Genomic DNA, 21582 nt, shown 5'->3' with positions numbered 1-21582 from the left:
CTCTCGAGGCGGGGATCATCCGTCCTCAGTCAAACAGAGGTGCCACCGCCCCGCATGCGGGGTGACCCGCCGGCGCTTGCCCCGTTCCGGTGAGGAAACCGCAGGTCACCGGGCCGCTGGGGGCGGACGGTGCGACCAGGCGGCGGGAGCGGACGACCGTGGCGCCGTCGCCGCGGAGGTTCGGCCCGGCGATGGCGTCGGCGACCTCCGCGGGGTGGGTGCAGGAGCGCCGCGTCGCGTCGGACAGTTGGTTCGGGGTACGGGTCAGGCCCGTCGCTACTCGCCGGCCGGGCTTCCAACGTCGGTGCGCGGAAGGCGAATCGACGTAAGCATCAGGGTTTCGTGTGGCGTGTTCCTGGCAAGCTATCCCAACCATGGGCTTGTCGCCGGTCGCCGGTCATCCTCCTGTCGCCGTCTTCCGTGAGCCCCGGGGCGGGCGGCCCGACCCGGTGCTGGGGCCGCGGGTCGCCGCCGAGGCGGGGCGGGCCGCGCGCGTGCTGGCCGGGGTGGCCACCCATGCCGGACCGGTCGAGCGGACCGCCGCGCTTTGGCAGGCCGCCGCGGCAGCGGGCGAGGTGGTGGCCGCGCTGGCGGCGCTGGCTCCGGCCCTGGCGGGTGAGGACGTGCCGGCGGAGTCGACCAGTCAGTCGTACTTCCGGGTCCGCGAGGTGGAGCTGTCGGACCAGCAGGCCGCCCTGCACGGCCTGTTGGTGATCCACCGCGGCCTGGAGGACCTCTGCGAGGCTCCGCTGTCGGGTGCCGACCTGGCGCTGGAGCTGGCCGGGATGCGGCGGTCGGTGCTCGACCTCACCGGAGTCGCGCCGGGCACCGAATCCGGGCCCGTTCCGGCGCCGGCCGTCCCGGATCCCGGTGCGGGGCCGTCGTTGGAGCGCGCGTGGAGCGCGCGCTGGCTCATCGGGCACCAGGTCCACGTGCTGTTCAACGTCTGCGCCGCGGTCGCCGTGGCCGACGCCACCCGCCACCTGCGCGACGGTGACGGCGATGCCGCGCTGGGGCGGCTGGCGGACGCGACGGAGTACGTGCGCGGCTTCCCCGCGGCCATGAACCACGCCAGTACGATCCCGGCCGACTACTACATGGCGGCGATCCGCCGGACCATGGCGCCGCCGTCGACGGACATCCCGCTCAGCGGGCGCCAGCACCGCGGGTACAAGCTCTTCCGGGCGGCGATGAAGGACCTGCTGACGCTGGTCCCCGAATCCTACGAGCAACTGGCGGACCGCGACCCCGAGTTGGCCGAGGCGCGGGACGCCCTCCTGGAAGCCGACATCGTGGACGCCGAACGGCACGTCACCCTCGCGTACTCGATGGTCCGGCTGCGCCGTTCCATCGCCCAGCGGCCCGAGGGCCCCGACAACGCCGTCGCCGAACTACGACAGATGCGCCACCGCCGCGCGGCCCAGTACGCCCCCCTGATCCGATTCGGGGACCACTACGTCGCCGACGCCGTGGCCGGCCTGCGCCACTCGTGAGTCCGCGCGTCCGCCCGTCCACACCCCCGGCAGGAGACCCGATGCCCGGCACCACCGACAACACCGCCGTCGCCGCGGACTGGAACCTGGGCCCGGCCGACGCCGACACGTGCGAGCGCCTGGCCCGGACCCTGTCCGCCGACGGGGGCGACCAGGTCGACAGCCCCGCGTGGGTGGCACGGGCCCGGGACGCCTGGGACGAACTCCCGCTACCGCTGCGCCGGGCGGTGCGCCGGTTCCGCCGGCACTCCGGCCCGCGCGGCACCCTGGTGATCGGCGGCCTGCCCGTCGACCGGGCGGCCCTGCCCCCGACCCCGGCCGTACCCGGCTCGGTCCAGCGGCAGGCGACCGTCCCGGCCGCGCTGCTCACCATGGTGGCCTGCGGGCTCGGCGAGCCGCTCGCCTACCTGGCAGAGAAGTCGGGGGCCCTGGTGCAGGACGTCGTGCCCGTGCCCGGGCAGGAGGCCTTCCACGGCAACGCCGGATCGGTGCCGCTGTCCTTCCACACCGAGAACGGCTTCCACCCCCACCCGCCGGACTACGTGGTCTTCCTGTGCCTGCGCGCCGACCACGACCGGACCGCCGGGATGCGCGTCGCCGGCATCCGCCAGGCACTGCCCCTCCTCACCCCGGCCGACCGGGAGGCCCTGTCCGCACCGGAGTTCCGCACCACGCCGCCGCCCTCCTTCGGCCCCGACGCCGCGAGCGGGGCCGGAGCCGAACCCCGGCCGGTGCTGTCCGGTGCGGCCGAGGACCCCGACATCCGCATGGCCCAACTCGTCACCGCTCCGCTCACCCCTCGGGCCGCCGCCGCGCTGGCCGCGTTCGGCCGGGCCTGCGAGGCGACCGCCCGTACCCTGCGTCTGACCCCCGGCGACCTGGTCGTCATCGACAACCGCGTCACCGTCCACGGCCGTACCGCCTTCCGGCCCCGCTACGACGGGGCGGACCGCTGGCTGCAGCGCACCTATGCCAGCGCCGACCTGCGCCGCTCCCGCGACCACCGACCGGATGACGGCCACGTCCTCGCCCGCTGACCGGCCCCCGCCCGCCGCGCGCGTACGTACGGCGCGCCTCGTCCCTCCGGCATCCGTTGCCTGCCGACCTCCTCGCCAGCTGATCCATTGCCCTGTCGCCGGTGGTTACTTAGCCTTGGGGGTGCGCGCTTGGGAGGGCGGATGAGCAACGATCAGGGGCAGGGCTACAGCGTTTCCGAGGCGCTGAACCGCAGCGGTCCGAAGAACCGCGCCAAGCGGCTGTTCAGTGGTGTGGCGCTCACGCTGCTCCTGCTGGCCATGGGGCTGGTCGTGCTGGCTGCGATGCTCCTCGTCACCTGGCTCGCGTTCCGGATCGCTCCGTGGCTCGGCATGCTGCTGCTCGCGATCACGGGGCTCGCGGGCTGGATCTCGCGCGGCCGGATCCTCGCCGAGGACCGGGCCAAGAAGGAGCAACGCCGCCGGGAGCGTCGCCAGTCCCGGAGCGGCACCCCGGGCCGCTAGCCAAGGGGCGTCCGGTAGTTGGTCTCCGGCCCGGAGCGGGGGAGTACCCCGCCCCGGGCCGGAGGCCGGAACCGCGGAACCATTGGTGCGTACGCCGGTGTTGTCCGGGCGCAGCGGCCTGAGCGGCCTGAGCGGCCTCAGCGGCAGAGGGCTGCTTCGACGACGTTCTCGACGTGCCTCAGGGCGGCCTTGTCGGTCGGGCGGGAGGTCACGGCGATGTTGGCCGCGGTGCTGCCGTCCTCGGTGACGCCGCCGCGGGTCTCGTAGCCGGGGAAGCTGCCGCCGTGGCCCCAGTAGAGGCCGCCGCAGGGCAGGGGCCTGCTCACGAGGCCGAGTCCGTAGGCGGCGCCGGGGCCGACGGCCTCGGCGGGGACGGTCTTCTTCATCTCGGCGAGCTGGGCGGGTGGGAGGAGGCCGCCGTGGAGGAGTGCGGAGAAGAAGTGGTTGAGGTCGGAGTTGGTGGAGATCATCTGACCGGCGGCCCAGCCGAAGGAGGGGTCGGTCTCGGTGACGTCCTGCTGGGGTGCGTCGGGGGTGTCGCGGTAGTAGCCCTTGGGGTGGGGCTCGCGGATGGTCGTGTCGCCGGGGGTGGGGAAGTAGGTGTGGCGCAGGCCGACGGGCTTGACGATGCGGCGGTCGATCTCCGCCGCGAGCGGGCGGCCGGTGACCCGTTGGACGATCAGGCCGGCCACGAGGTAGTTCGTGTTGCTGTAGTTGAACCGGTCGCCAGGGGCGAAGTCGGCCTTGAACCGCAGTGCGTTGTCGAGGAGGTCGCGCGGCTCGTAGTAGTGGAACGAGGCATCACCCCGCAGGTACTCCGGGAGCCCGCTGGTGTGCTGGAGGAGCTGACGGACGGTGATGTTCCGCCCGTCGATGCCGTCCCCGCGGACGAGGCCCGGCAGGTAGGTCTCGACGGGTGCGTCGAGGCCGATCTTCCCCTCTCCGACCAGTTGCAGCACGACCACCGCCGTGAACGTCTTGGTGTTGCTGCCCATCCGCACCTGACCGTCGACCGGGACCTTCGCCCCGGTGGCCAGGTCACCCACCCCGGCGGTGTAGTTGCGGGCTCGGCCGTGCCCCTTCTCGACGTTCGCCAGCGTGCCGACGATGCCGTCGTCCCGCACCAGTGCGTCGAGGCCCTGCTGGACGGTGTCCGGCTTCGGTGCCGCGAAGGCCGTGGTGGGGGTCAGTACCCCCGTCGTCAGGGCACCGACGGCCATCGCGGCCACCAGGACCTTCCTGGGGCGGGACGGGTGGACGGTCTGCTGCGCCTGATTGCGCATGCATCAACTCCGGTTGCTTGTCGAGGAAGCCGGCGGGTCACGCCGCTGCCCCAACCCTCTCCGGAGCGGACCACCTGCGACGATGCCGCTACCCACCCGGTCGTGGGTGGGGTTATCCCCCGGTATCCGCAGGAATGACGGGTTCACGGCAGTACGGCCACCGCCGCCACGTCCGCCGGCCGGTCGTCGTACCCGGGCACCGGGGCCTGCCCCTGCGCGCACGCGCCGGCCGCCGGCAGATCACCGGGGTTCGGCGACGAGCAGCGGGCCGCGTGGGCGGACGGTGGCGGCGGTGGCGCTCTCCCGGAGGGGGGTGGCCGTGGCCGGGCTGAGGCGCAGGCGGGCGAGGACGGCCGCGGTGACGACGAGCATCTCGGTCCAGGCGAAGGACTCGCCGACGCACTTGTGCCGGCCCGCGCCGAAGGGGATGAACAGCCTGGGTGGGGCGTGGCCTTCGGGGCGGCGCCAGCGGTCGGGGTCGAACCGCGACGGGTCGGGGTGGAGCCGCGGGGAGCGGTGCAGCGCGGTCGGGCTGAAGAGGATCTCCGCCCCCGGGGGCAGGACGACGCCGCCGTACCGGAGGGGCTCCACCGCCCGGCGCATCAGGATCCAGTTGGGGGTGTGGAGGCGGAGGGTCTCGCTGATGGCGTGCCCCGTGCGCTCCAGGAGCGGCAGGTCGTCCGGGGACACGGCACCGTCGGGGGCGACGGCGCGCACCTCCTCGCTCAGCTCGTCCTGGAGGTCCTGGTGCCGGGCGAGTTCGTGGAAGAGCCAGGCGAGCGTGGTGGCGGTCGTCTCGGTGCCGGCCAGGAGCAGCGAGACCGCCTCGTCCCTGACCTGGGCCGGTGGCATGGCGAGGCCGGTCTCCTCGTCGCGGGTGGTCAGCAGCAGGGACAGCAGGGTGCCGTCCGGGCCCTGCTGCGGGGCGGCGGCCTGATCGACGATCTCGTCCACGACGGTGCGCAGGTCGCGGACCGCCGCGTCGAAGCGCCGGTTGGCCGGTACGGGCAGCTTCTCCAGCAGCGGCGACGGGTAGAGCGCCCGCTGGACGAAGCCGGTGAGGACGACGGGCACGGCCCGGTCGATCCGGGCCTTCTGGGCGGCGCTCAGGCGGGTGGCGAACAGTGCCTCGACCACGATGTCCCGGGCGAGTCCGTGCATCCGCGGCTCGATCGGCGCGGGCCGCCCGGTCTCCCAGCGGGACACCGCCGCCGCTGCCAGCCGCGCGGCCAGGGCGGCGTACCGGCGGATGCCGTCGCGGTGGAAGGCCGGTTGCACCAGGCGCCGCTGGCGGAGGTGGAAGGCGCCCTCGGAGATGAACAGGCCGTTGCCCAGCAGGCCGCGGGCCTGGTCGAAGACGAAGCCCTTCTCGGTCCTCGCGGCGTCCTGGACGAGCAGCCGGTGGACCAGCCCGGGGTCGGTGAGGACGTGAACGGGCCTGCGCCACAGGTGGATCCGCACCACCGGGCCGTGGTCGGCGAGCGACTGGAGGAACGGCACGGGGCGGGTCAGCAGCGGGAGCAGGTGGCCGAGCAGGGGCAGGTGGCCGGGCGCGCGCGGCGCGCTGCCGGGCGGGGCGGCGTCCTCGCGCATCAGTGCCTCGCCGCGGGGGACGGCACGTCGAACCGGGAGCTGCCGCGCGACCAGTCGATGTGCCCGCGCAGCCACAGCCCGAGGCTGCGGGCGTACGCGGAGGCCGCCTCGCTGCCGTCCGTGCGGACGGTCCGGCTCAGCTCGACGAACGCGCGCATCTCGGCGTCGCGCATGGCGACGGCCGACCGTCGGGCCTCGGCCGGGGAGCAGCGGTGGTGGCGGGCGAGGACCTCGACCAGGTTGTGGCGGCCCTGGCCGCCGGCGGCCTCCTTGGCGTGGGAGTACAGGTCGTTGTCCCAGCTCACCAGGTTCGCCGTGAGGTCCCTGAGCCTGCGCAGCGACGGTCCGTCCGCCTCCGCGGCCGGCACTTCGTCGCCGGCCGCGAGGTCGACCAGGGCGAGGCAGGTGTACGTCGCCCCGGCGTGCCGGCGCATGGCCACGTACTCGGCCAGGCCCGGTACGGTGCCCGCCTCCCGGTTGGCGGCCTCCCACACCTGGGCGGAGAGGTAGTCGCGGACCGTGCACTCCCACCGGAACAGCTGGGACGGCGAGGCCTGCGCGGCGACCCGGTCCCGGATCTCCCGCAGGGCCGTCGCGTAGGCGCCGGCCGGTCCGGGCAGCTCGTCGCCGGGCGGCTCGGGGTCGACCACCCGGGAGAGGAGCGCGGTCGTACGGGCCAACGGCCCGGGGGCGGCGCCGCGTTCGCGGTCCTCGCAGTACCCGTCGTCGAAGGCGAAGAGCCAGACGTACCAGTCGGACAACAGGCGCAGCATCCCGGCGGAGACCTCGGGGTTGGTCCGTGCGGCCAGGTGGCCGCTGCGCTGGCGGCCGATCCGGTCGGACTGCCGGTGGCGCCCGTCCAGCAGCCGGTGGCGCGCCAGCCAGTCCAGGCTCTGCCGGTCGGCCTGCTCGGCGTGGGGGTTCGTCAGGGAGGGGAAGGGGCACCACAGGTCGTCCGGGGCGCTGGGTGGCTGCCCGTCGCGGGGCTCGGTCATGGGTGTGTCGGCCTTCGTCTGGTGTGGGGGCGGTCAGTTCCGGAAGGACGCGGTGAGGTCGGCGTGGCCGCGGAAGGTGAGGCGGTCGCGGCGGACCGCCGGGCCGGTGCGCCGCATGACGCTACGGCGGCGGGAGCCGGGGCGGTTGCGCGTCCGTGCACGGGGGATGGCCCGGGAGGGAACCAGCGGGCCGGCGGCGAGAGCCGGGGCCGGGCACGCTGCGCGCCCGGAGCAGTACCCGCCGTAGTGCCAGGGCGGGTTGACGGATTGTAGCCTTGGGTGCCCGGGGAGTGGGCGGTGAGAACCCGAGGGGGACGAGAGTGGTGGACGGCGGGCGGGTTCCGGACCTGGTCGGCCGGCAGCGGGAGACGGAGCTGCTGACGGCGGCGCTGGTCCAGGCCGTGGACGGTGCGAGCGGGTCCACGGTGCTGCTGCGCGGTGAGGCGGGGGTCGGCAAGAGCACACTGCTGGCCTGGGTGGAACGCGCGGCGCGCGAGCGCGGGTTCACCGTCCTGCGCGCGGTCGGCTCCGAGGCGGAGACGGACCTCGCGTTCGGCGCCCTCCACCAGGCCTTCTGGGCGCCGCTCCAGCGCTCCACCGCGCTGTCCGCCCACCAGCGGGAGGCCCTGGAGAGCGCGTTCGGCGTCCGTCCCGGCGCCCCGAGCGGCCTCGCCGTCGGTGCCGCCGCGCTGGCCCTGCTGGAGGAGGCGGCGCGGGCCGCCCCGACGCTGCTCCTCCTCGACGACCTGCACTGGATCGACTCGTCGAGCGCGACCGTCTACGCCTTCCTCCACCGGCGCTGCGCCGAGCAGCGGGTGGTGATCGTCGGCGCCACCCGCCCGGACGGGCCGGCCGCCCGGCTCTGGTCCGCCGAGGCCGTCGACGTGCGGGCGCTGCCCCGGACGGACGCGGCCCTGCTGCTGGGCTCCCGCTACCCCGAACTCGCCGCGCCCGCCAGGGACCGGGTGCTGGCGGAGGCGGCCGGGAACGCGCTGGCGCTGGTGGAGCTGCCGCGCCAGCTCGCGGCCGCCCAGCAGCGCGGGGCCGCGCCACTGCCGGAGCGGCTGCCGCTGGGGCGGAAGCTGGAGCGGATGTTCACCGAACGGCTGGGCGCGGTGCCGCCGGAGGCCGGCCGTCTGCTGCTGCTCGGCGCCCTGGCCGCCAGCCCGGACTTCGGCAGCGGCGAGTGGCTGAGCGCGGTCGCGGACGAGAACGCGCGGGAGATCCTGGAGCGGATCGAGGCCGACGGACTGGCCCGGCTCGACCCGGCCGGGCAACTGGTGTTCCGGCACCCGTTGGTGCGCACCGCCGTCGTCTCCGCGGCCTCCGACACCGCGCGCCGCGAGGCGCACCGCGCGCTGTCCGACGCGCTCGCGCCGGGCGACCCCCGGCGGCTGGTCCACGAGGCCGCCGCCGCGCTGCTGCCCGACGAGGACCTCGCGCACCGCCTCCAGGAGGCCGGCCGCGGCCTCGCCCGGCGCGGCGGCGACGCGGAGGGCGCGCTGCTGCTCGAACGCGCCGCCACCCTCAGCCCCAGCTCCTGCGAGCGCGCTCGCCGGCTCACCTGGGCCGCGGTGATGTCCGCCCACGGCGGGCAACTGCGGCACACCGCGGCCCTGGTGGAGGACCTGAAGGCCAGCACCGTGCCCGAGGACGCCGCCCCGCTGTTCGCGTACGCGGTGGTCTACGTCGACCAGAGCCACCACGTCGACTTCGAGTCCTCCTCCGCCCTGCTGCCCGCGGCCCTCGACGCGCTGACCGCGCCGGGCGCCGAATCCTTCGGCGGGCTGGTCGAACAGGCCTACTTCAAACTCCTCCTGGCCGCCAGCTACACGGACGACCCCTGGGCCTGGCAGGCCCTGGAGCGGCACCGGGAGAACGTCTCCGAGGCGGGCAGGCTCTGCCTGCGCGCCTGGACCGACCCGGGCCCGGACACGGCCGCCGCGCTCCGGGCGGCGGCCGCGGACCTCAGCGAGGAGCAGGAGGCCGGTGCCGCCTGGCTCCTGCTCTGGACCGCCTCGGCGCTCGACTGCCCCGAGGGCGACCTGTGGCGCCGCTTCACCGGGCTGCACGGCTACGCCACCCAGGGCTCGGTCGCCAAGGCCAGGTGCCACCAGGACTTCCTGCTCGGACAGTGGGACCGGGCGGCCGTCTGCCTGCGCGAGGCCGGGATCGCGGAGGAGCTCGGCTACCGCACCAACGCCCTGGTGTTCCGCCTGTACCACGCCCACTTCCTGGCCGGCCGGGGCGACGAGGACGGCCTGCGGGAGATCGAACAGGCCGTCCGGCCGACCGCCACCCGCGCCCGGATGCGGTACGTCCTGGACCGCCTGAGCCACCTGCGCGGCCTGGCCGCGCTCGCCCACCGGCGCTACGAGGAGGCGTACGCCCACTTCTGCGAGCTCACCCCGCCCGGACACCTGCCCGGCGGCCGGCCCTGGCACCACACGCTGGTCCTCGACCTGGTGACGGCCGCCGTGCACACCGGCCGGCACGAGGAGGCCCGGCAGCACCTCGCGGCCGGACGCGCGGCCCGCTCGGCGGAGATCTCCGGCCGCCACGCCTTCCTCTTCGCGGCCGCCACCGCCCTGGCCGCCGCCGACGACGAGGCCGACGCCGCCTACCGCGCCGCGTACGCCGTGCCGGGCGCCGAGCGGTGGGCGTTCGACCTCGCCCGGCTGCGGCTCGCCCACGGCGGGTGGCTGCGCCGGCGCCACCGCCCCGGGGCCCGGGAGCCGCTGCGCGCGGCCCACCACGTGTTCCGCCGCCTCCGGGCGGAGCCCTGGGCCCGGTGGTGCGAGGAGGAACTGCGGGCCGCCGGGGACTCCGCGGCCCTGCCGCCGGCCGGGCCTGCCGCCGGACCGTCCGGCCTGACCGGCCACGAGCTGCGCATCGCCCGGCTGGCCGCGACCGGCCTGACGAACAAGGAGATCGGCCGGGAGCTCCAGCTGTCGCCCCGCACCGTCGGGGCCCACCTGTACCGGATCTTCCCGAAGCTCGGCATCACTTCTCGGGCCGCGCTCGCCCATGCCCTCGACGGCGGTCGACCGGCCGGGACGGCGCTTCCTCCGACCGCTGTCGAACCAGGCAGTCAGATGACCTAACGGGCCGTTGCCGTCGAAGTCCAGGCTGAGTCGCGCAGGGCTTCGACGGGAGGACGGTCAGATGGGTGTGCGGGGGACGGCCGGGGCGGTCGTGGACGAGGGGAGGGCCGCGTTCCGGGGCGGTGCGGCGGCGCCGGTGCCGGTGGGGGCGCACCCGCTCACCGGGCGGCCGTTCGACGGGCTCCCGGTGTCGCACCGGCTCGGCTACGTGCGGATCTTCACCCTGGACGGGGACACCGCCCGGTTCTCCCGTAGCGCCGACCTGATCGCCCCGGCCCCGCGCACCGAGCCGCGGGTCGGGGTCGGGGTGCAGGAGTCCGGCCGGGCCGTGCTGGAGCAGGACGGGCGCCGCGCGGAGGTGCCGCCGGGCGGGCTCGTCCTGTACGACGCCGGGCGGCCGTTCGCCGTCGAGTACCCGGGGCGCTTCCGTACCCACCTGTTCCAGCTGCCGTGCAGGCTGCTGGGCGTGTCGGAGCGCGACCTGCGGCACGCGGCGGGTACGGCCGTCGGTCCGGCGGACGGCTGCGGGCCGGTGCTGGGGCCCTTCCTCGGCACCCTGGCCGCCTCCGCGCACTCCTACCCCGGCCCGGTCGGGGACCAGCTGGCCGGGCGGGTCGCCGACCTGGTGAGCGCGCTGGTCGTCCAGCTGGCGGCGGACGGCTCGGGTCCAGGTGGCCTCGGCGGGCCGAACGAGCACCTGGTCCGGCGGGTGCGGGAGTACATCGACCAGCGGCTGGGCGACCCGGAGCTGACGCCCGAGCGGATCGCGCACGCCCACCGGATCTCGGTGCGGTACCTGCACCGGCTGTTCGAGCACGAGGGAGTGACGGTGAGCCGGCTCGTCCGGCAGCGCCGCCTGGAGGCCTGCGCCCGCGAACTGGGCCGCCGCGGCCGGACCGCCCCGACCGTGTCGGTGGTCGCCCAGCGCTGGGGCTTCGTCAACCCGGCGCACTTCAGCCGGGCCTTCCGCGCCGCGTACGGGGTCTCGCCGCGCGACTGGCGCCCGCTCCGGACCGACGGGGCCTGCTGACGAGCCGTAGAACCAGCACGACTTGGGCCACCGCCGCCGAGGCACAATCCGGCGCGGTCGGGCCCGCAGACCGAACAGGAGCACAGATGTCCGTCGTCCCGTCCGCCGTCCTCGACACCGCCGGGGTGCCGGCCGCCGACCGCGCCGAGTACTGGCACGAGGCGGTCTCCCGTACCTTCATCCCGCTCGACGTCGTCCTGCGCGAGGACGCGCCCGCGCCCGCGACGATCACCAGCCACCGGTTGGGCGCTGCCCAGGTCTCCCTGGTCCAGGCCGGCCCGCAGCGGGTCGAACGCAGCGCCCGGCTGATCGCCCGCGGTGGTGAGGACCACCTCACCCTGGCGCTCCAGCACCGCGGCACCGCCCGGCTGCTCCAGGACGGCCGCCAGGTGGAGCTGCGCCCGGGCACCTTCGCGATCTCCGACGCCGGGCGGCCGTTCAGCAAGGAGCTGCCGGAGCCGTTCCTCTTCACGGCCTTCCACTGGCCGCGCTCGGCCGTCGGGGTCACCGAGGAGGACCTGCGGGTGCTCACGGCGACGGCCTTCGACACCCGCGAGGACGACACAGCCCGCCTGGTGGGCGCCTACCTGGACTGCCTCTCCCGCTCGGCCGGGAGCATGGAGCCGCCGGCGGCCGCCTGGCTCGCCACCACGGCGCTCGACCTGCTCGCGGTGCTCGCGCACGAACGCCGCGGCCGGTCCGTACCGGAGGCGCCCGAGGCGGCCCTGGCCACCCTGGCCCGGGTGAAGGACCACATCCTGCGGCACCTGGGGGACCCGGAGCTCTCGCCGGAGCGGATCGCCGAGGCCCACCACGTGTCCGTGCGGTACCTGCACAAGCTGTTCGGCTTCGAGGGGGTGACGGTGACCCGCTGGATCCGGCGCCAGCGGCTGGACGCGTGCCGCCGGGACCTCGCCCGTACGGCGACCCGTCCGGCGGCCCGTCCGGCGACCGGTCCGACGGGTGGCCCGGCGACCGTGGCGGCGGTCGCCGGGCGGTGGGGCTTCGTGAGCGCCAGTCACTTCAGCCGGGCCTTCCGGGCCGCCTACGGGGTCTCGCCGCGCGAGTGGCAGGCGTGCGCCCGGGCGGGCCTCGCCCAGGGAGGCGCGGCCCGCCCGGAGGGGTACGGCATCGCGGTGTGACCGCCCCCGGGCCGGGTCACCGGTCGCCGTGCAGCTCCGCGATGTAGCCGCCGGGGAACCGCACCATCGCGCTGTCCCGGCCGTCCGCCCGGACCGGGCCGGACAGCACCGACGTGCCGGCGGCCTTCGCCCGCTCCAGGGTGGCGCCGAGGTCCGCCACGCCGTAGCCGGTGAGCTCCCGGCCGAAGGGGTACGGCAGGTGGCCGTCCGTCACGGCGACCGTCGTGGTGCCGAAGCCGGAGGTGAGGCGCAGCAGCCGGTAGGCGGTGCCGGGCAGTCCGATCGCGGCGCCGTCGGCCCGGCGGTCGTCGGAGACGATCCGGCCGTCGGTGAAGGCGAGGAAGCTGCGCAGGAAGGCGCCCACCGCGTCCGGTGACAGGTAGAGCCGGTTCTCCGGCACGCTGGCGAGCCCGGGGTAGGACGGCGGGGTGGTGTGGACGTACAGCTGGGCGTTGACACCGCCGGGGAACTGGACGACGGCGTCCCGGCCGATCGGGTCGGCGAACGGCGCCACGGTGACGGCGGCCCCGTCGGCGCGGGCGGCGCGGACCGCCTGGTCGAGGTCGGTGACCAGCCAGCCGGTGCGCTCGGTGCCGAAGGGGTACGGGACGGGCGTGGTGTAGTCGAACACCGAGAGGGTGCCCACCGGGGAGACGACCAGTTCGGAGAGCGTCCGGCTGGGTGTGGGGGTCACCTGGGTGGCGTTCGGCCCGATCGTGCTGCCGCCGAAGGTGGCCACCCAACTGGCCGCGAAGGCCTGCTCGGTGCCAGGTTCGACGTAGACGTGGGTGGAGTCGTACTGGGGGCCGACGGCGAACTGCCGGTGCCCGGCGGTCGGTGCGGCTGGGGTGCCTTGGGCGGGCGCGGCGGTGGGGACGGCCGCCAGCGCGGCGACCGCCGCCACCAGCGGGACCAGGCGTCGGGTGAGGCGTCGGGTCAGGGGGCGTTGCACGGGGGTGACCTCCCGGTCGTGGTCGGTGCGGGTGCTCGGAGTGTCGGTGCGGTGGTCAGGCCGTCGGCGCGGCCCAGGGCGCGTCGGGCCCGTGGGCCGCCGAGAGCCGGTGGGCGGCCAGCGCCGTGCCCAGGAGCAGCAGGGCGGCCAGGGCCAGGGCCGTGGCGGTCCGCCCGTGCAGGACCAGTACCGCGCCCGCGAGGCCGCCGAGCAGCATCGCCAGGGCGGAGAGGATCCGGCGCCCCGGCCGCGGCGCGGTGCCCCCGGCCGGGGCCGAGTCGGAGGCGAGGCCGGTCAGGGTGAGGGTGAGGACGGTGGTGGTCAGGTCGGGTACGGCGAGCCGCCGGGCCACCGCGTTCTGCAGGCCCATGCCCAGGCCCAGCAGGACGATCAGGGCGTAGCGGGCGCCGGCGCCGTCCGCGAGCGCGGCGGTGACGGCGGCGCCGGCGGTCAGGGCGGTCTGGACGACGGCCGTCAGAGCCAGCAGGCGCCCGCGGTGGTCGGCGGACCGGCCGGTGAGCCGTCCGCCGGCGAGCGCGCCGGTCAGGAAGGCCGCGAGCGAGACCAGCGAGGCGGTGGCCGACAGACCGGAGGCGCCCGCGAGGGCGAACCCGAGGAAGACCACGTTGCCGGTCATGTTCGCCACGAAGACGTGCCCGAGGCCGAGGTAGCTCACCGCGTCGACCACGCCGGTGGCCACCGTCAGCAGCAGCATCAGCGGCGGCAGCGGTCCGTGCCGGTCGGTGCGCGGCGGGGCGAGCGTCCGCAGGGCGTCAGTCAGCAGGGCGCGCAAGGGCGGTGGCTCCTTCGGGCGTGGCCGGGCGGTGCAGGACGGCCCGGGTGAGCAGTCCGCTGGTGGGGCCGAGCACGACGGCCGCGACGGAGATCCAGAGCGGCCAGGCGGTCAGGCCGACGGCGTGGTCGACGGACCACCGGCCCGGGCCGGTGAGGGCGAGCGCCCCGGTGACGACGACCAGGACCAGCGGGTACTCGTAGCCGTCGTCCTGCACCCAGAGCCCGTGCGGCAGTTTGACGGTGATCGCGACCGTCATCACCCCCATGGCGACCATGGCCGCGGGCGGGGTGAGCGCGCCCAGGGCCAGGAACAGGCCCGAACCGATCTGCCCGGCGCCCGCGGCGAGCGCGGTGGGCGTCCCGCCGCGGAAGCCGTCGTGGTGGAACTCCGCCGTCCCGCCGGCGAGGCCGTGGCCCCCGAGGCGGTGGCTCACCTTCTGTACTCCGTGCCCGGCGATGAGCAGGCCCACCACCACGCGGAGGATCAGCAGTCCGGTATCCATCGTGTCCTGTTCCTGGTCCCTGGTCCCTGGTTCCTGTGCTTCTCGTGCGGTGCCGGCTCAGCCCGCGGCGTGCTCGCCGAGGAAGGCCTGGGCGTAGACGATCCCGAGGCCGTACGCGCCGCCGTGCTCCTTGACGATGTCCGTGACCACGCCGTACGTCTCCGTCCGGGCCCAGTCACGCTGGAGTTCGAGCAGGACCTGCACCCAGGTGACGGGCACCGCACCGGCCTGGGTCATCCGCTGGACGGCGTGCTCGTGGGCCTGCGGGGAGACGCCGCCGGAGGCGTCGGTGACGACGTAGACCTCGTAGCCCTGGTCGATCATGGACAGCACCGGCAGGACCAGGCAGACCTCGGTCCACAGCCCGGCTATCACGACCTTGCCGCGGCCGGTGGCCTTGACCGCCTCGACGACCGCCTCGTCCTCCCAGGCGTTCATCGAGGTGCGGTCGAGGACCTCGGCCTTGGGGAAGACCGCCGCCAGCTGCGGCAGCAGCGGGCCGGAGAAGGACTCGGCGGCGACGGTGGTCAGGACGGTCGGCACGTCGAAGGCCCGGGCGGCCTTGGCGAGGCCGACGGTGGCGTTGACGATCGCGGTGCGGTCGCCGCTGCCGGTGCCGAAGAACATCTGCGGCTGGTGGTCCACGAACAGCACCACGGCGTTGTCGGGGGTGAGCAGGTCGGGGCTGGGGGTGGCGCTGACCTGGGTGAGGTCGACCATGACGGGGTTCCCTTCGGTGCGGTGGGACAGGTCCTTCGCGCGGTGGTCCGCGTGAAGGCGGGGCAGGTGGATCAGAGGAGGAAGCAGGGGTCGAACGGCGCGCCCTGCTCGGCGGCCAGGCCGCGCGCGACCCGCCAGCGGTGGTGCAGCCCGGACTCGGCGACGGCCTCGCCGAGCAGCTCCGCCTGGCGGGCGCCCGCGCCGGGGGCGGGGCGGGCGGCCTGGTAGCCGCCGAAGCGGGCGACCGGGCTCCAGCCGGGGCTGACCGGCGGCAGCTCCTCGTCCATGCCCTCGTACTCGGCCGCGGCGTGGACGATCCGGCCGCCGACGACGGTCAGCACGGACTCGATGGACGGGATCTCCGGCTCCGGCACCGTGAAGTAGTCCTCGGACAGCACCGCCAGGTCCCCGTAACTGCCCGTCCGCAGCACGCCCTTGACGTCCTGCTCGCCGGTGAGGGCGGCGCCGGCCGTGGTGTACATCGCGAGCGCGGTCGCCCGGTCGACCCGGTTCTCCGGGGGCCGGATCGCCAGGCCGCCGACCGTGCGGCCGGAGACCAGCCAGTGCAGGGCGACCCAGGGGTTGTAGGAGGACACCCGGGTGGCGTCCGTGCCGGCGGCCACGGTCAGTCCGCGCGCCAGCATGGCGCGGACCGGCGGCGCCTCGGCGGCGGCAGCGGCGCCGTACCGGCGGGTGAACACCTCGCCCTGGAAGGACAGCCGGTTCTGGATGGAGAGCGAGCCGCCGAGCGCCGCGATCCGGTCCAGGCTGTCCGGGGAGGCGGTCTCGGCGTGGTCGAAGAGCCACCGGTTCCCGGCGGGGAAGAGCCCCTCGGCGGCGAGCCCCTCGAACACCGCGAGGTCGCGCCGGATCGTCTCGTCGTACGTCGCGTGCAGCCGGAAGCCCCAGCCGTGCTCGGTGAGCAGGCGCACGGCCTTGGCGAACTCCCCTTCGTAGGCGTTCAGTTCGGGGCGCGGCTCGGCGAAGTTCTCGAAGTCGGCGGCGGCCCAGGTGAGGTTCTCGCCGGCGCCGTTCAGCCGCAGCCACTCGTCGCCGTCCCCGGGCCGGACCGTCTCGACCCAGCGGGTGAGGTCGTCCAGCTCCTGGCCGGGGGTCTGCGGGAACAGGTGGTAGGCGATGCGGAGCGAGAGCAGCCCCTCGCGGGCGAGTTCGGTCACCGTGGCGTAGTTCTCCGGGAAGCTCTGGAACCCGCCGGCGGCGTCGATCGCGGAGGTCAGCCCGAAGCGGTTCAGCTCGCGCAGGAAGTGCCGGGTGGACGTCCTGCGCTCCTCGCCCTCCAGCGTCGGGGCCTTGGCGAGCGTGGAGTAGAGGACCAGGGCGCTCGGGGCGGCCAGCAGCATGCCGTTGGGCTCGCCGCCGCGGCCCCGGACGATCTGGCCGCCCTTCGGGTCCGGGGTGTCGCGGGTGTAGCCGACGGCGCGCAGCGCGGCGCGGTTGAGGACCGCCGACTGGTAGAGGTGGAGGACGAACACCGGGGTGTCCGGCGCCGCCTCGTTCAGCTCGGCGGGGGTCGGCAGCCGCCGCTCGGCGAACTGCTCCGCCGACCAGCCGCCGACCACCCGCACCCACTGCCCCCGGGGCGTCCGGGCGGCCTGCTCCCGCAGCATCGCCAGACCCTGGCGCAGCGACCGCACGCCGTCCCAGCGCAGCTCCAGGACGTAGTTGAGGCCACCGCGGATCACGTGCAGGTGCGCGTCGTTGAGGCCGGGCACGACGCGGCGGCCGAGCGCGTCGACCACCACCGTGGACGGGCCGACGGCCGGGGCGACGTCCGCGTCGTCCCCGACGGCCGTGATCAGGCCGTCCCGGATGGCGAGGGCGCCGGCCTGCGGGCGGCGGGCGTCCCCGGTGTGGATCCGGGCGTTGCGGACGACGACGTCGGCGGCGTGTTCGGTGACGTTCTCCGTGCGGGGGACCAGCCCGCCGACCGGCATTGCAGGCACCTCGACGGCCTCCAGTCATGGGTTCGGGCCGCCGCCCGGAGCGGGCGGCGGCGCGGCGCGGTCGAGCAGGACGAGCCCAAAAGGCCGTCCTGCTCGATCTCATGACGGAACGTTAGGCAGCAGCCCGGTGCCGGAATTGGCCGACAGCGCACCGGCACCGGTCCGGGAGCGCACCGGCCGGGTGGAGTGACGGCCGGGCGCGAGGCCGGTGTCCGAGTGTCGGCCGGGGGTCGAACCGGGGCGGCGCCCGCCGGTCAGCTCCCGGAGCGCCGCAGCAGGTAGGTGTCCATGATCCAGCCCTTGCGCTCGCGGGCCGACTCGCGCAACTCGCTGATCCGCGGGGCGGCTTCGGCCAGCGGCCCGGCGACGAGGATCTCGTCGGGGGTGCCGAGGTACGCGCCGTAGCGGATCTCCAGCCCGTCCGGGTCGATCCCGGTGAAGGCGGCGCGGCCGTCGAGCATCACCACGACGTCGTCCACGCCCTCGGGGAAGCCCTCGGCCAGCCGGCGGCCGGTGGTGATCTGCACCGGGCGGCCGACCCGGGTCAGCGTGGTGCGGTGGCGGGCGGCGAGCGCGGAGACGCTGCTGATGCCCGGGACCACCTCGTAGTCGCAGCCGACGGCGCCGCGGGTCAGGACGTCGTCCATCACGGCGATGACGCTGTCGTAGAGGCTCGTATCCCCCCAGACCAGGAACGCGCCCGTCTCGCCCTCGCCGAGGTGCTCGGAGAGCAACTGCTCGACCAGGTCGGCCCGGCGGACGCGCCAGTCGTCCACGGCGGCCGCGTACGCGGGGGTGGTCCGGTCCCGCTCCGCGTCCGGTACCTCGACCACCCGGTGGCCGGGCCGGCCGTGCTCGGCCAGCATCCGGCGGCGCAGCCGGATCAGGTCCTGCCGGTCCTCGTTCTTGTCGAGGATGAAGAAGACGTCCGTGCGGGCGAGCGCCTTGACCGCCTGCAGGGTGAGGTGGTCGGGGTCGCCCGCGCCGATGCCGATGACGAAGATGTGCCGCATGGGAGGCATTCTGCCGTCCGGGACGCCCTGGTCGCGTCGGCGGCCGGGAGGGGCGCGTCGCGATGTCGGGCGGCGGCCACCGTGATGTCACGTTCGAACCCTTGACCGGATCTTTTCCGTATCGCCATGATGGGCCGTCATGTTGTGACTCCGCCGCTGGGGGAAGTCCGGTTCGAATCCGGCGCTGGCCCGCAACGGTAGGCCGCCGGCTCCTGGTCGGCGGCGAGCCCGAGTACCCGTCGGCGGAGGCGTGTCGTCCCTCCTCCCGTCGTGGTCCGCGGGCCGGAGCCCCGAGGGCCGCCCCGGCTGTCGCCGCCGTCCTCCGGGCCCCTGCGCACGGGCCCGGAAAGGCCACCATGCCCACGCTCCGCCGCGCCCTCGGTCTGCTCGCGATACCCGCCGTGGCGCTCGCCACCGCGCTCCCGGCGGCCACCGCCGCCCACGCCGCGCCCGAGAACGCGCCCGCCGCCGCGACCTCGTCCCCGACGGTCCGCCCCGACGCCGCCGCGGGCGGCTGGCTGGCCCGCCAGCTCGTCGACGGCGACCACTTCGAGTCCGTCTTCAACGGGACCGCCTACCCCGACCAGGGCCTCACCATCGACGCCGTACTGGCCTTCGCCGCCTCGCGCGGCTCCGACGAGGCCGCCGCGAAGGCCACCGCCTGGCTGGCGAAGCCCGAGATCATCGGCGGCTACCTCGGCGACGGCACCACCGAGGCCTACGCGGGCGCGACCGCCAAGCTGCTGCTCGCCGTCGAGGTCCGCGGCGGGGACCCGACGGCCTTCGGCGGCGTCGACCTGCCGGCCCGCCTGCGGTCGCTGCAGACCGCCGAGGGCCGGTTCTCCGACCGCTCCCAGTGGGGCGACTACAGCAACGCCTTCGGCCAGTCCCTCGCCGTGATCGCCCTGCACCGCACGCCCGGTGGCGCCCCGGCGGCGGCCGTGGACTTCCTGGCGAACAGCCAGTGCGCGGACGGCGGCTTCCCGCTCTCCTTCGGCCAGGCCGCCTGCACCAGCGACGCCGACGCCACCGCGCTCGCCGTCCAGGCCCTCGCCGCCACCGGGCGTGCCGCCAAGGCGAACACGGGCCTGGGCTGGCTCACCGCCCACCAGAACGCCGACGGCGGGTTCGCGGCCGCCGGGGCGACCGCCTCCAACGCCAACAGCACCGGCCTGGCCACCCAGGCGCTGCTCTCCGGCGGACGCCTCGGCCCCGGCCTCAAGGCCTGGGGCCGGCTGGTGAAGCTCCAGCAGGGCTGCTCCGCCGACCCGGCGGTCCGCGGCGCCGTCGCCTACGACGCGACCGGCTTCAACGCGGGCACCGGCGCCCGGGCCACCGCGCAGGCCGTCCTCGGCCTCGCGGGCACCCCGCTGTCCACGCTCTCCGCCTCCGGGGCCGCCCCCGACGCCCCGACCCAGGCCTGCCCGCCGGTCCCGGCCACGCGCTGAACCACGTTGACACCGCGAGGAGTTCACCGATGAGCGACACCCCCACCCCGGCCCGCCCGGCCCGCCGTACGCTCGGGTCGATCGCCGCCGCGGCGGCCCTCACCGCCGGACTGCTCGGCGTCTGCGCCGTCCAGGCCCCGCAGGCGCGGGCGGCCGCCTGCGGCGGCACCACCGGCGTCACCGTCGTGGTCGACTTCACCGCCGTCGGCGGCGGCATCCAGACCGGCTGCGCGCCCGGCGACCCGGCCAGCGGCCTGGCCGCGCTCACCGGCGCCGGATTCTCGTACGCCTTCCACCCGCGCTACCCGGGCTTCGTCTGCACCATCAACGCCCTGCCGACGACCTGCACCAACCCGACCGGCAGCGCCTACTGGTCGTACTGGCACGCCCAGCACGGCGGCCCCTGGTCGTACAGCACCCTGGGCGCGGGCAGCTACGACCCGGCCCCCGGCGACGTCGAGGGCTGGTCCTTCGGCGCCGGCGCACAGCCGGGCACCACCGCGCCCTGACAGGCGGGGGGTACCGGCGCCCCGGCCCCTTCTCCGGAAGGGGCCGGGGCGCCGGTGCCCCCGTCCTGCGTCGCGTCGTGCGGTCAGCCGCCGTAGCGCAGCGAGACGGTGTCGCCGAGGTGGACGGTCGCGGCCCGGGCGGCCGGGGTGGCGGTGGCGCCGTCCAGGCTGAGCTTCCAGGTGGAGGAGCCGGCGTTGGCCGTGCCGTTGAGCGCGGTGACGGTGCCGCCGCCGGTGGACGGGGTGACCGAGGTGACGCAGCCGCCCGGGGTCGCGGTGGCGGCCGCGTCGAGGACGTCGCCGAGGGTCGCGGTGGTGCCGGTCGGGGTGAGGGTGACGGCGCAGACCCTGAGCGCGCCGGTGCCGTCGTCGACGACCAGCGGGAGCCGGGCGGCGGTGCCGGCGGTGAAGTCGGTGGTCGCGGCCCAGGCGGGCTCGCCCGCGGTGGTCGGGGCGGGCGGGGTGGCGGTGAACCCGGCACCGGCGACGGCGCGCAGGCCGTCGACGGAGGCGTAGGCGGACGGGCTGGTGTCGGTGGGCAGGTACTTGAAGCCGCCGCCGGGCTTGAACTGCTGGGAGATCAGGAAGTCGACCGGGGTCTTGCCGGTGCCGCTGGTGAAGTCGGTGCCCTGGGGGTTGATGCCGCAGGCGTTGAGGCCGGACACGACCCAGCCGTTGGAGTCGGTGTTCACCCCGAACATGGCGTTGAAGGCGCCGGAGGAGGCGAGCTTGCCCTTGAGGCAGTTCTTGGCGGCGACGACCGCGGAATCGGTGTTGGGCACGCCGGCGGTGCAGAGGGAGGCCATGGCGGCACCCGTCATGTCGATGTCGCTGCCCTGGGCGAGTGCCGTCGGGTCGCCCGCGGCCTTGCTGTAGTTCCAGCCGCCGTCGTTGTGCTGGTTGGCGCGCACGGCCGTGACGGAGGCGTCGAGCAGCGGCTGCGGGGCGCGCTGGGCGCCGGCCTGGGTCCTGGCGCCGGCGAGGGCGAGCAGGCCGAAGACGGTGCCGTTGAAGTTGGCGGACGGGCCGTAGTAGCCGGGTTCGGCGGTCTGCCAGTAGGCGGTGAGGTCGGCGAGGAGGTTGCGGCCGGGGCCGACGCGGGCGGGGTCGATGCCGGCCGCGTAGGCGTTGAGGACGGCGCGCTCGTAGTCCGTGGCCACGGGCGAGGTGCCGGGCCAGCCGGGGGCGGCGAGCTGGTTGCGGTAGACGAGGCGGGCGTTCCTGCTGCTGTCCCCGCCGGGGGTCACGTCGGCGGCGGCCGTTCCGGCGGCGGCGAGCGCGCTGAACGCCCACTCGTTGGAGAGTCCGCCGCCGGTGACGTAGCTGCCGTCGGCGGCCTGGAGGGACTTCAGGTACGTGACGCCGGTGCTCTTGGAGGTGGCTATCTGGGCCGGGGTGGCCGTCGCGTGGGCGGGGACGGCGGAGAGCAGCAGGGCGCCGGCCGTCAGCGCGACGGTGGTCGCCGAGGCGGCGCGGGACGAGGTGCGGAGGGGCACGGGACAGGCTCCTTGGGGTGGCGGGCGCCGACCCTGCCCCGGG

At 75.5% G+C, this 21582-nt stretch carries 18 protein-coding genes and 1 riboswitch; of the genes, 8 read left to right on the top strand and 10 right to left on the bottom strand.

What is annotated here, in order from left to right; translation table 11 throughout:
* Positions 1 to 374: 374 nt before the first annotated feature.
* The 3 genes from AMK13_RS20030 (at position 375) to AMK13_RS20020 (ending at position 2992) form a co-directional block, all read left to right on the top strand.
* A complete protein-coding gene (locus AMK13_RS20030) occupies positions 375 to 1493 on the top strand; it encodes a hypothetical protein (RefSeq protein ID WP_074003481.1) in 1119 nt (372 codons plus the stop codon).
* 41 nt (positions 1494 to 1534) lie between these two features.
* Positions 1535 to 2530: a clavaminate synthase family protein gene (locus AMK13_RS20025; protein WP_074003480.1), complete on the top strand. Its 996-nt coding sequence runs from the start codon at positions 1535 to 1537 to the stop codon at positions 2528 to 2530.
* 141 nt (positions 2531 to 2671) lie between these two features.
* Positions 2672 to 2992 carry a hypothetical protein gene (locus tag AMK13_RS20020; RefSeq protein ID WP_074003479.1) on the top strand — a complete coding sequence of 107 codons (321 nt, stop codon included), beginning with the start codon at positions 2672 to 2674 and terminating at the stop codon, positions 2990 to 2992.
* 137 nt (positions 2993 to 3129) lie between these two features.
* Here AMK13_RS20020 and AMK13_RS20015 read toward each other — a convergent pair whose 3' ends face one another.
* From AMK13_RS20015 to AMK13_RS20005, 3 genes are all read right to left on the bottom strand, one after another.
* The gene (locus AMK13_RS20015; RefSeq protein ID WP_074003478.1) at positions 3130 to 4275 is read right to left on the bottom strand and encodes a serine hydrolase domain-containing protein; all 1146 of its coding nucleotides are present in this window, start codon (positions 4273 to 4275) and stop codon (positions 3130 to 3132) included.
* Positions 4276 to 4515: 240 nt separating this feature from the next.
* Positions 4516 to 5868: a cytochrome P450 gene (locus tag AMK13_RS20010; RefSeq protein WP_074003477.1), complete on the bottom strand. Its 1353-nt coding sequence runs from the start codon at positions 5866 to 5868 to the stop codon at positions 4516 to 4518.
* Entirely contained in the window at positions 5868 to 6863 is a 996-nt protein-coding gene (locus AMK13_RS20005; protein ID WP_074003476.1) for a terpene synthase family protein, read from the bottom strand. Before AMK13_RS20005 ends, AMK13_RS20010 begins: the two co-directional genes overlap by 1 nt.
* Positions 6864 to 7183: 320 nt before the next feature.
* Here AMK13_RS20005 and AMK13_RS20000 point away from each other — a divergent pair, with 320 nt between their 5' ends.
* The 3 genes from AMK13_RS20000 to AMK13_RS19990 all read left to right on the top strand — a co-directional run bounded on the left by AMK13_RS20000 (position 7184) and on the right by AMK13_RS19990 (position 12139).
* Positions 7184 to 9967, top strand: coding sequence for a BREX system ATP-binding domain-containing protein (locus tag AMK13_RS20000; protein WP_241852962.1), 2784 nt, complete (start codon positions 7184 to 7186; stop codon positions 9965 to 9967).
* A 61-nt stretch (positions 9968 to 10028) separates the two neighbouring features.
* The gene (locus tag AMK13_RS19995) at positions 10029 to 10997 is read left to right on the top strand and encodes a helix-turn-helix domain-containing protein (RefSeq protein WP_074003474.1); all 969 of its coding nucleotides are present in this window, start codon (positions 10029 to 10031) and stop codon (positions 10995 to 10997) included.
* Between the two features lie 86 nt (positions 10998 to 11083).
* Positions 11084 to 12139 carry a helix-turn-helix domain-containing protein gene (locus AMK13_RS19990; protein WP_074003473.1) on the top strand — a complete coding sequence of 352 codons (1056 nt, stop codon included), beginning with the start codon at positions 11084 to 11086 and terminating at the stop codon, positions 12137 to 12139.
* 16 nt (positions 12140 to 12155) lie between these two features.
* Here the strand turns inward: AMK13_RS19990 and AMK13_RS19985 are convergent, their stop codons facing one another.
* The 6 genes from AMK13_RS19985 to cobF form a co-directional block, all read right to left on the bottom strand.
* Positions 12156 to 13091 (bottom strand): VOC family protein, encoded by a 936-nt coding sequence (locus AMK13_RS19985; protein ID WP_241852961.1) that lies wholly within the window; start codon positions 13089 to 13091, stop codon positions 12156 to 12158.
* A gap of 55 nt (positions 13092 to 13146) precedes the next feature.
* Entirely contained in the window at positions 13147 to 13884 is a 738-nt protein-coding gene (locus tag AMK13_RS19980; RefSeq protein ID WP_074003472.1) for a YoaK family protein, read from the bottom strand.
* A complete protein-coding gene (locus tag AMK13_RS19975; protein WP_074003802.1) occupies positions 13865 to 14389 on the bottom strand; it encodes a DoxX family protein in 525 nt (174 codons plus the stop codon). Before AMK13_RS19975 ends, AMK13_RS19980 begins: the two co-directional genes overlap by 20 nt.
* A gap of 57 nt (positions 14390 to 14446) precedes the next feature.
* On the bottom strand, positions 14447 to 15109 hold the full coding sequence (locus AMK13_RS19970) for a hydrolase (protein ID WP_049653335.1): 663 nt from the start codon (positions 15107 to 15109) through the stop codon (positions 14447 to 14449).
* 71 nt (positions 15110 to 15180) lie between these two features.
* Positions 15181 to 17064, bottom strand: a complete 1884-nt coding sequence (locus AMK13_RS19965; protein WP_074003471.1) for an amidohydrolase — start codon at positions 17062 to 17064, stop codon at positions 15181 to 15183.
* Between the two features lie 263 nt (positions 17065 to 17327).
* Positions 17328 to 18086: a precorrin-6A synthase (deacetylating) gene (cobF, locus tag AMK13_RS19960; protein WP_074003470.1), complete on the bottom strand. Its 759-nt coding sequence runs from the start codon at positions 18084 to 18086 to the stop codon at positions 17328 to 17330.
* Positions 18087 to 18223: 137 nt separating this feature from the next.
* Positions 18224 to 18344, top strand: a riboswitch (cobalamin riboswitch).
* 98 nt (positions 18345 to 18442) lie between these two features.
* Here cobF and AMK13_RS19955 point away from each other — a divergent pair.
* Together AMK13_RS19955 and AMK13_RS19950 are read left to right on the top strand one after the other, a co-directional pair.
* A complete protein-coding gene (locus AMK13_RS19955) occupies positions 18443 to 19534 on the top strand; it encodes a prenyltransferase/squalene oxidase repeat-containing protein (RefSeq protein WP_074003469.1) in 1092 nt (363 codons plus the stop codon).
* Positions 19535 to 19563: 29 nt separating this feature from the next.
* Positions 19564 to 20043 (top strand): hypothetical protein, encoded by a 480-nt coding sequence (locus AMK13_RS19950; protein ID WP_074003468.1) that lies wholly within the window; start codon positions 19564 to 19566, stop codon positions 20041 to 20043.
* 83 nt (positions 20044 to 20126) lie between these two features.
* Here the strand turns inward: AMK13_RS19950 and AMK13_RS19945 are convergent, their stop codons facing one another.
* Positions 20127 to 21539 carry a hypothetical protein gene (locus tag AMK13_RS19945; protein ID WP_074003467.1) on the bottom strand — a complete coding sequence of 471 codons (1413 nt, stop codon included), beginning with the start codon at positions 21537 to 21539 and terminating at the stop codon, positions 20127 to 20129.
* Positions 21540 to 21582 lie beyond the last annotated feature (43 nt).

The organism is Streptomyces sp. CB02056 (assembly GCF_001905545.1).
GTDB lineage: Bacteria > Actinomycetota > Actinomycetes > Streptomycetales > Streptomycetaceae > Kitasatospora.
This window is presented reverse-complemented; position numbering and strand designations above follow the sequence as displayed.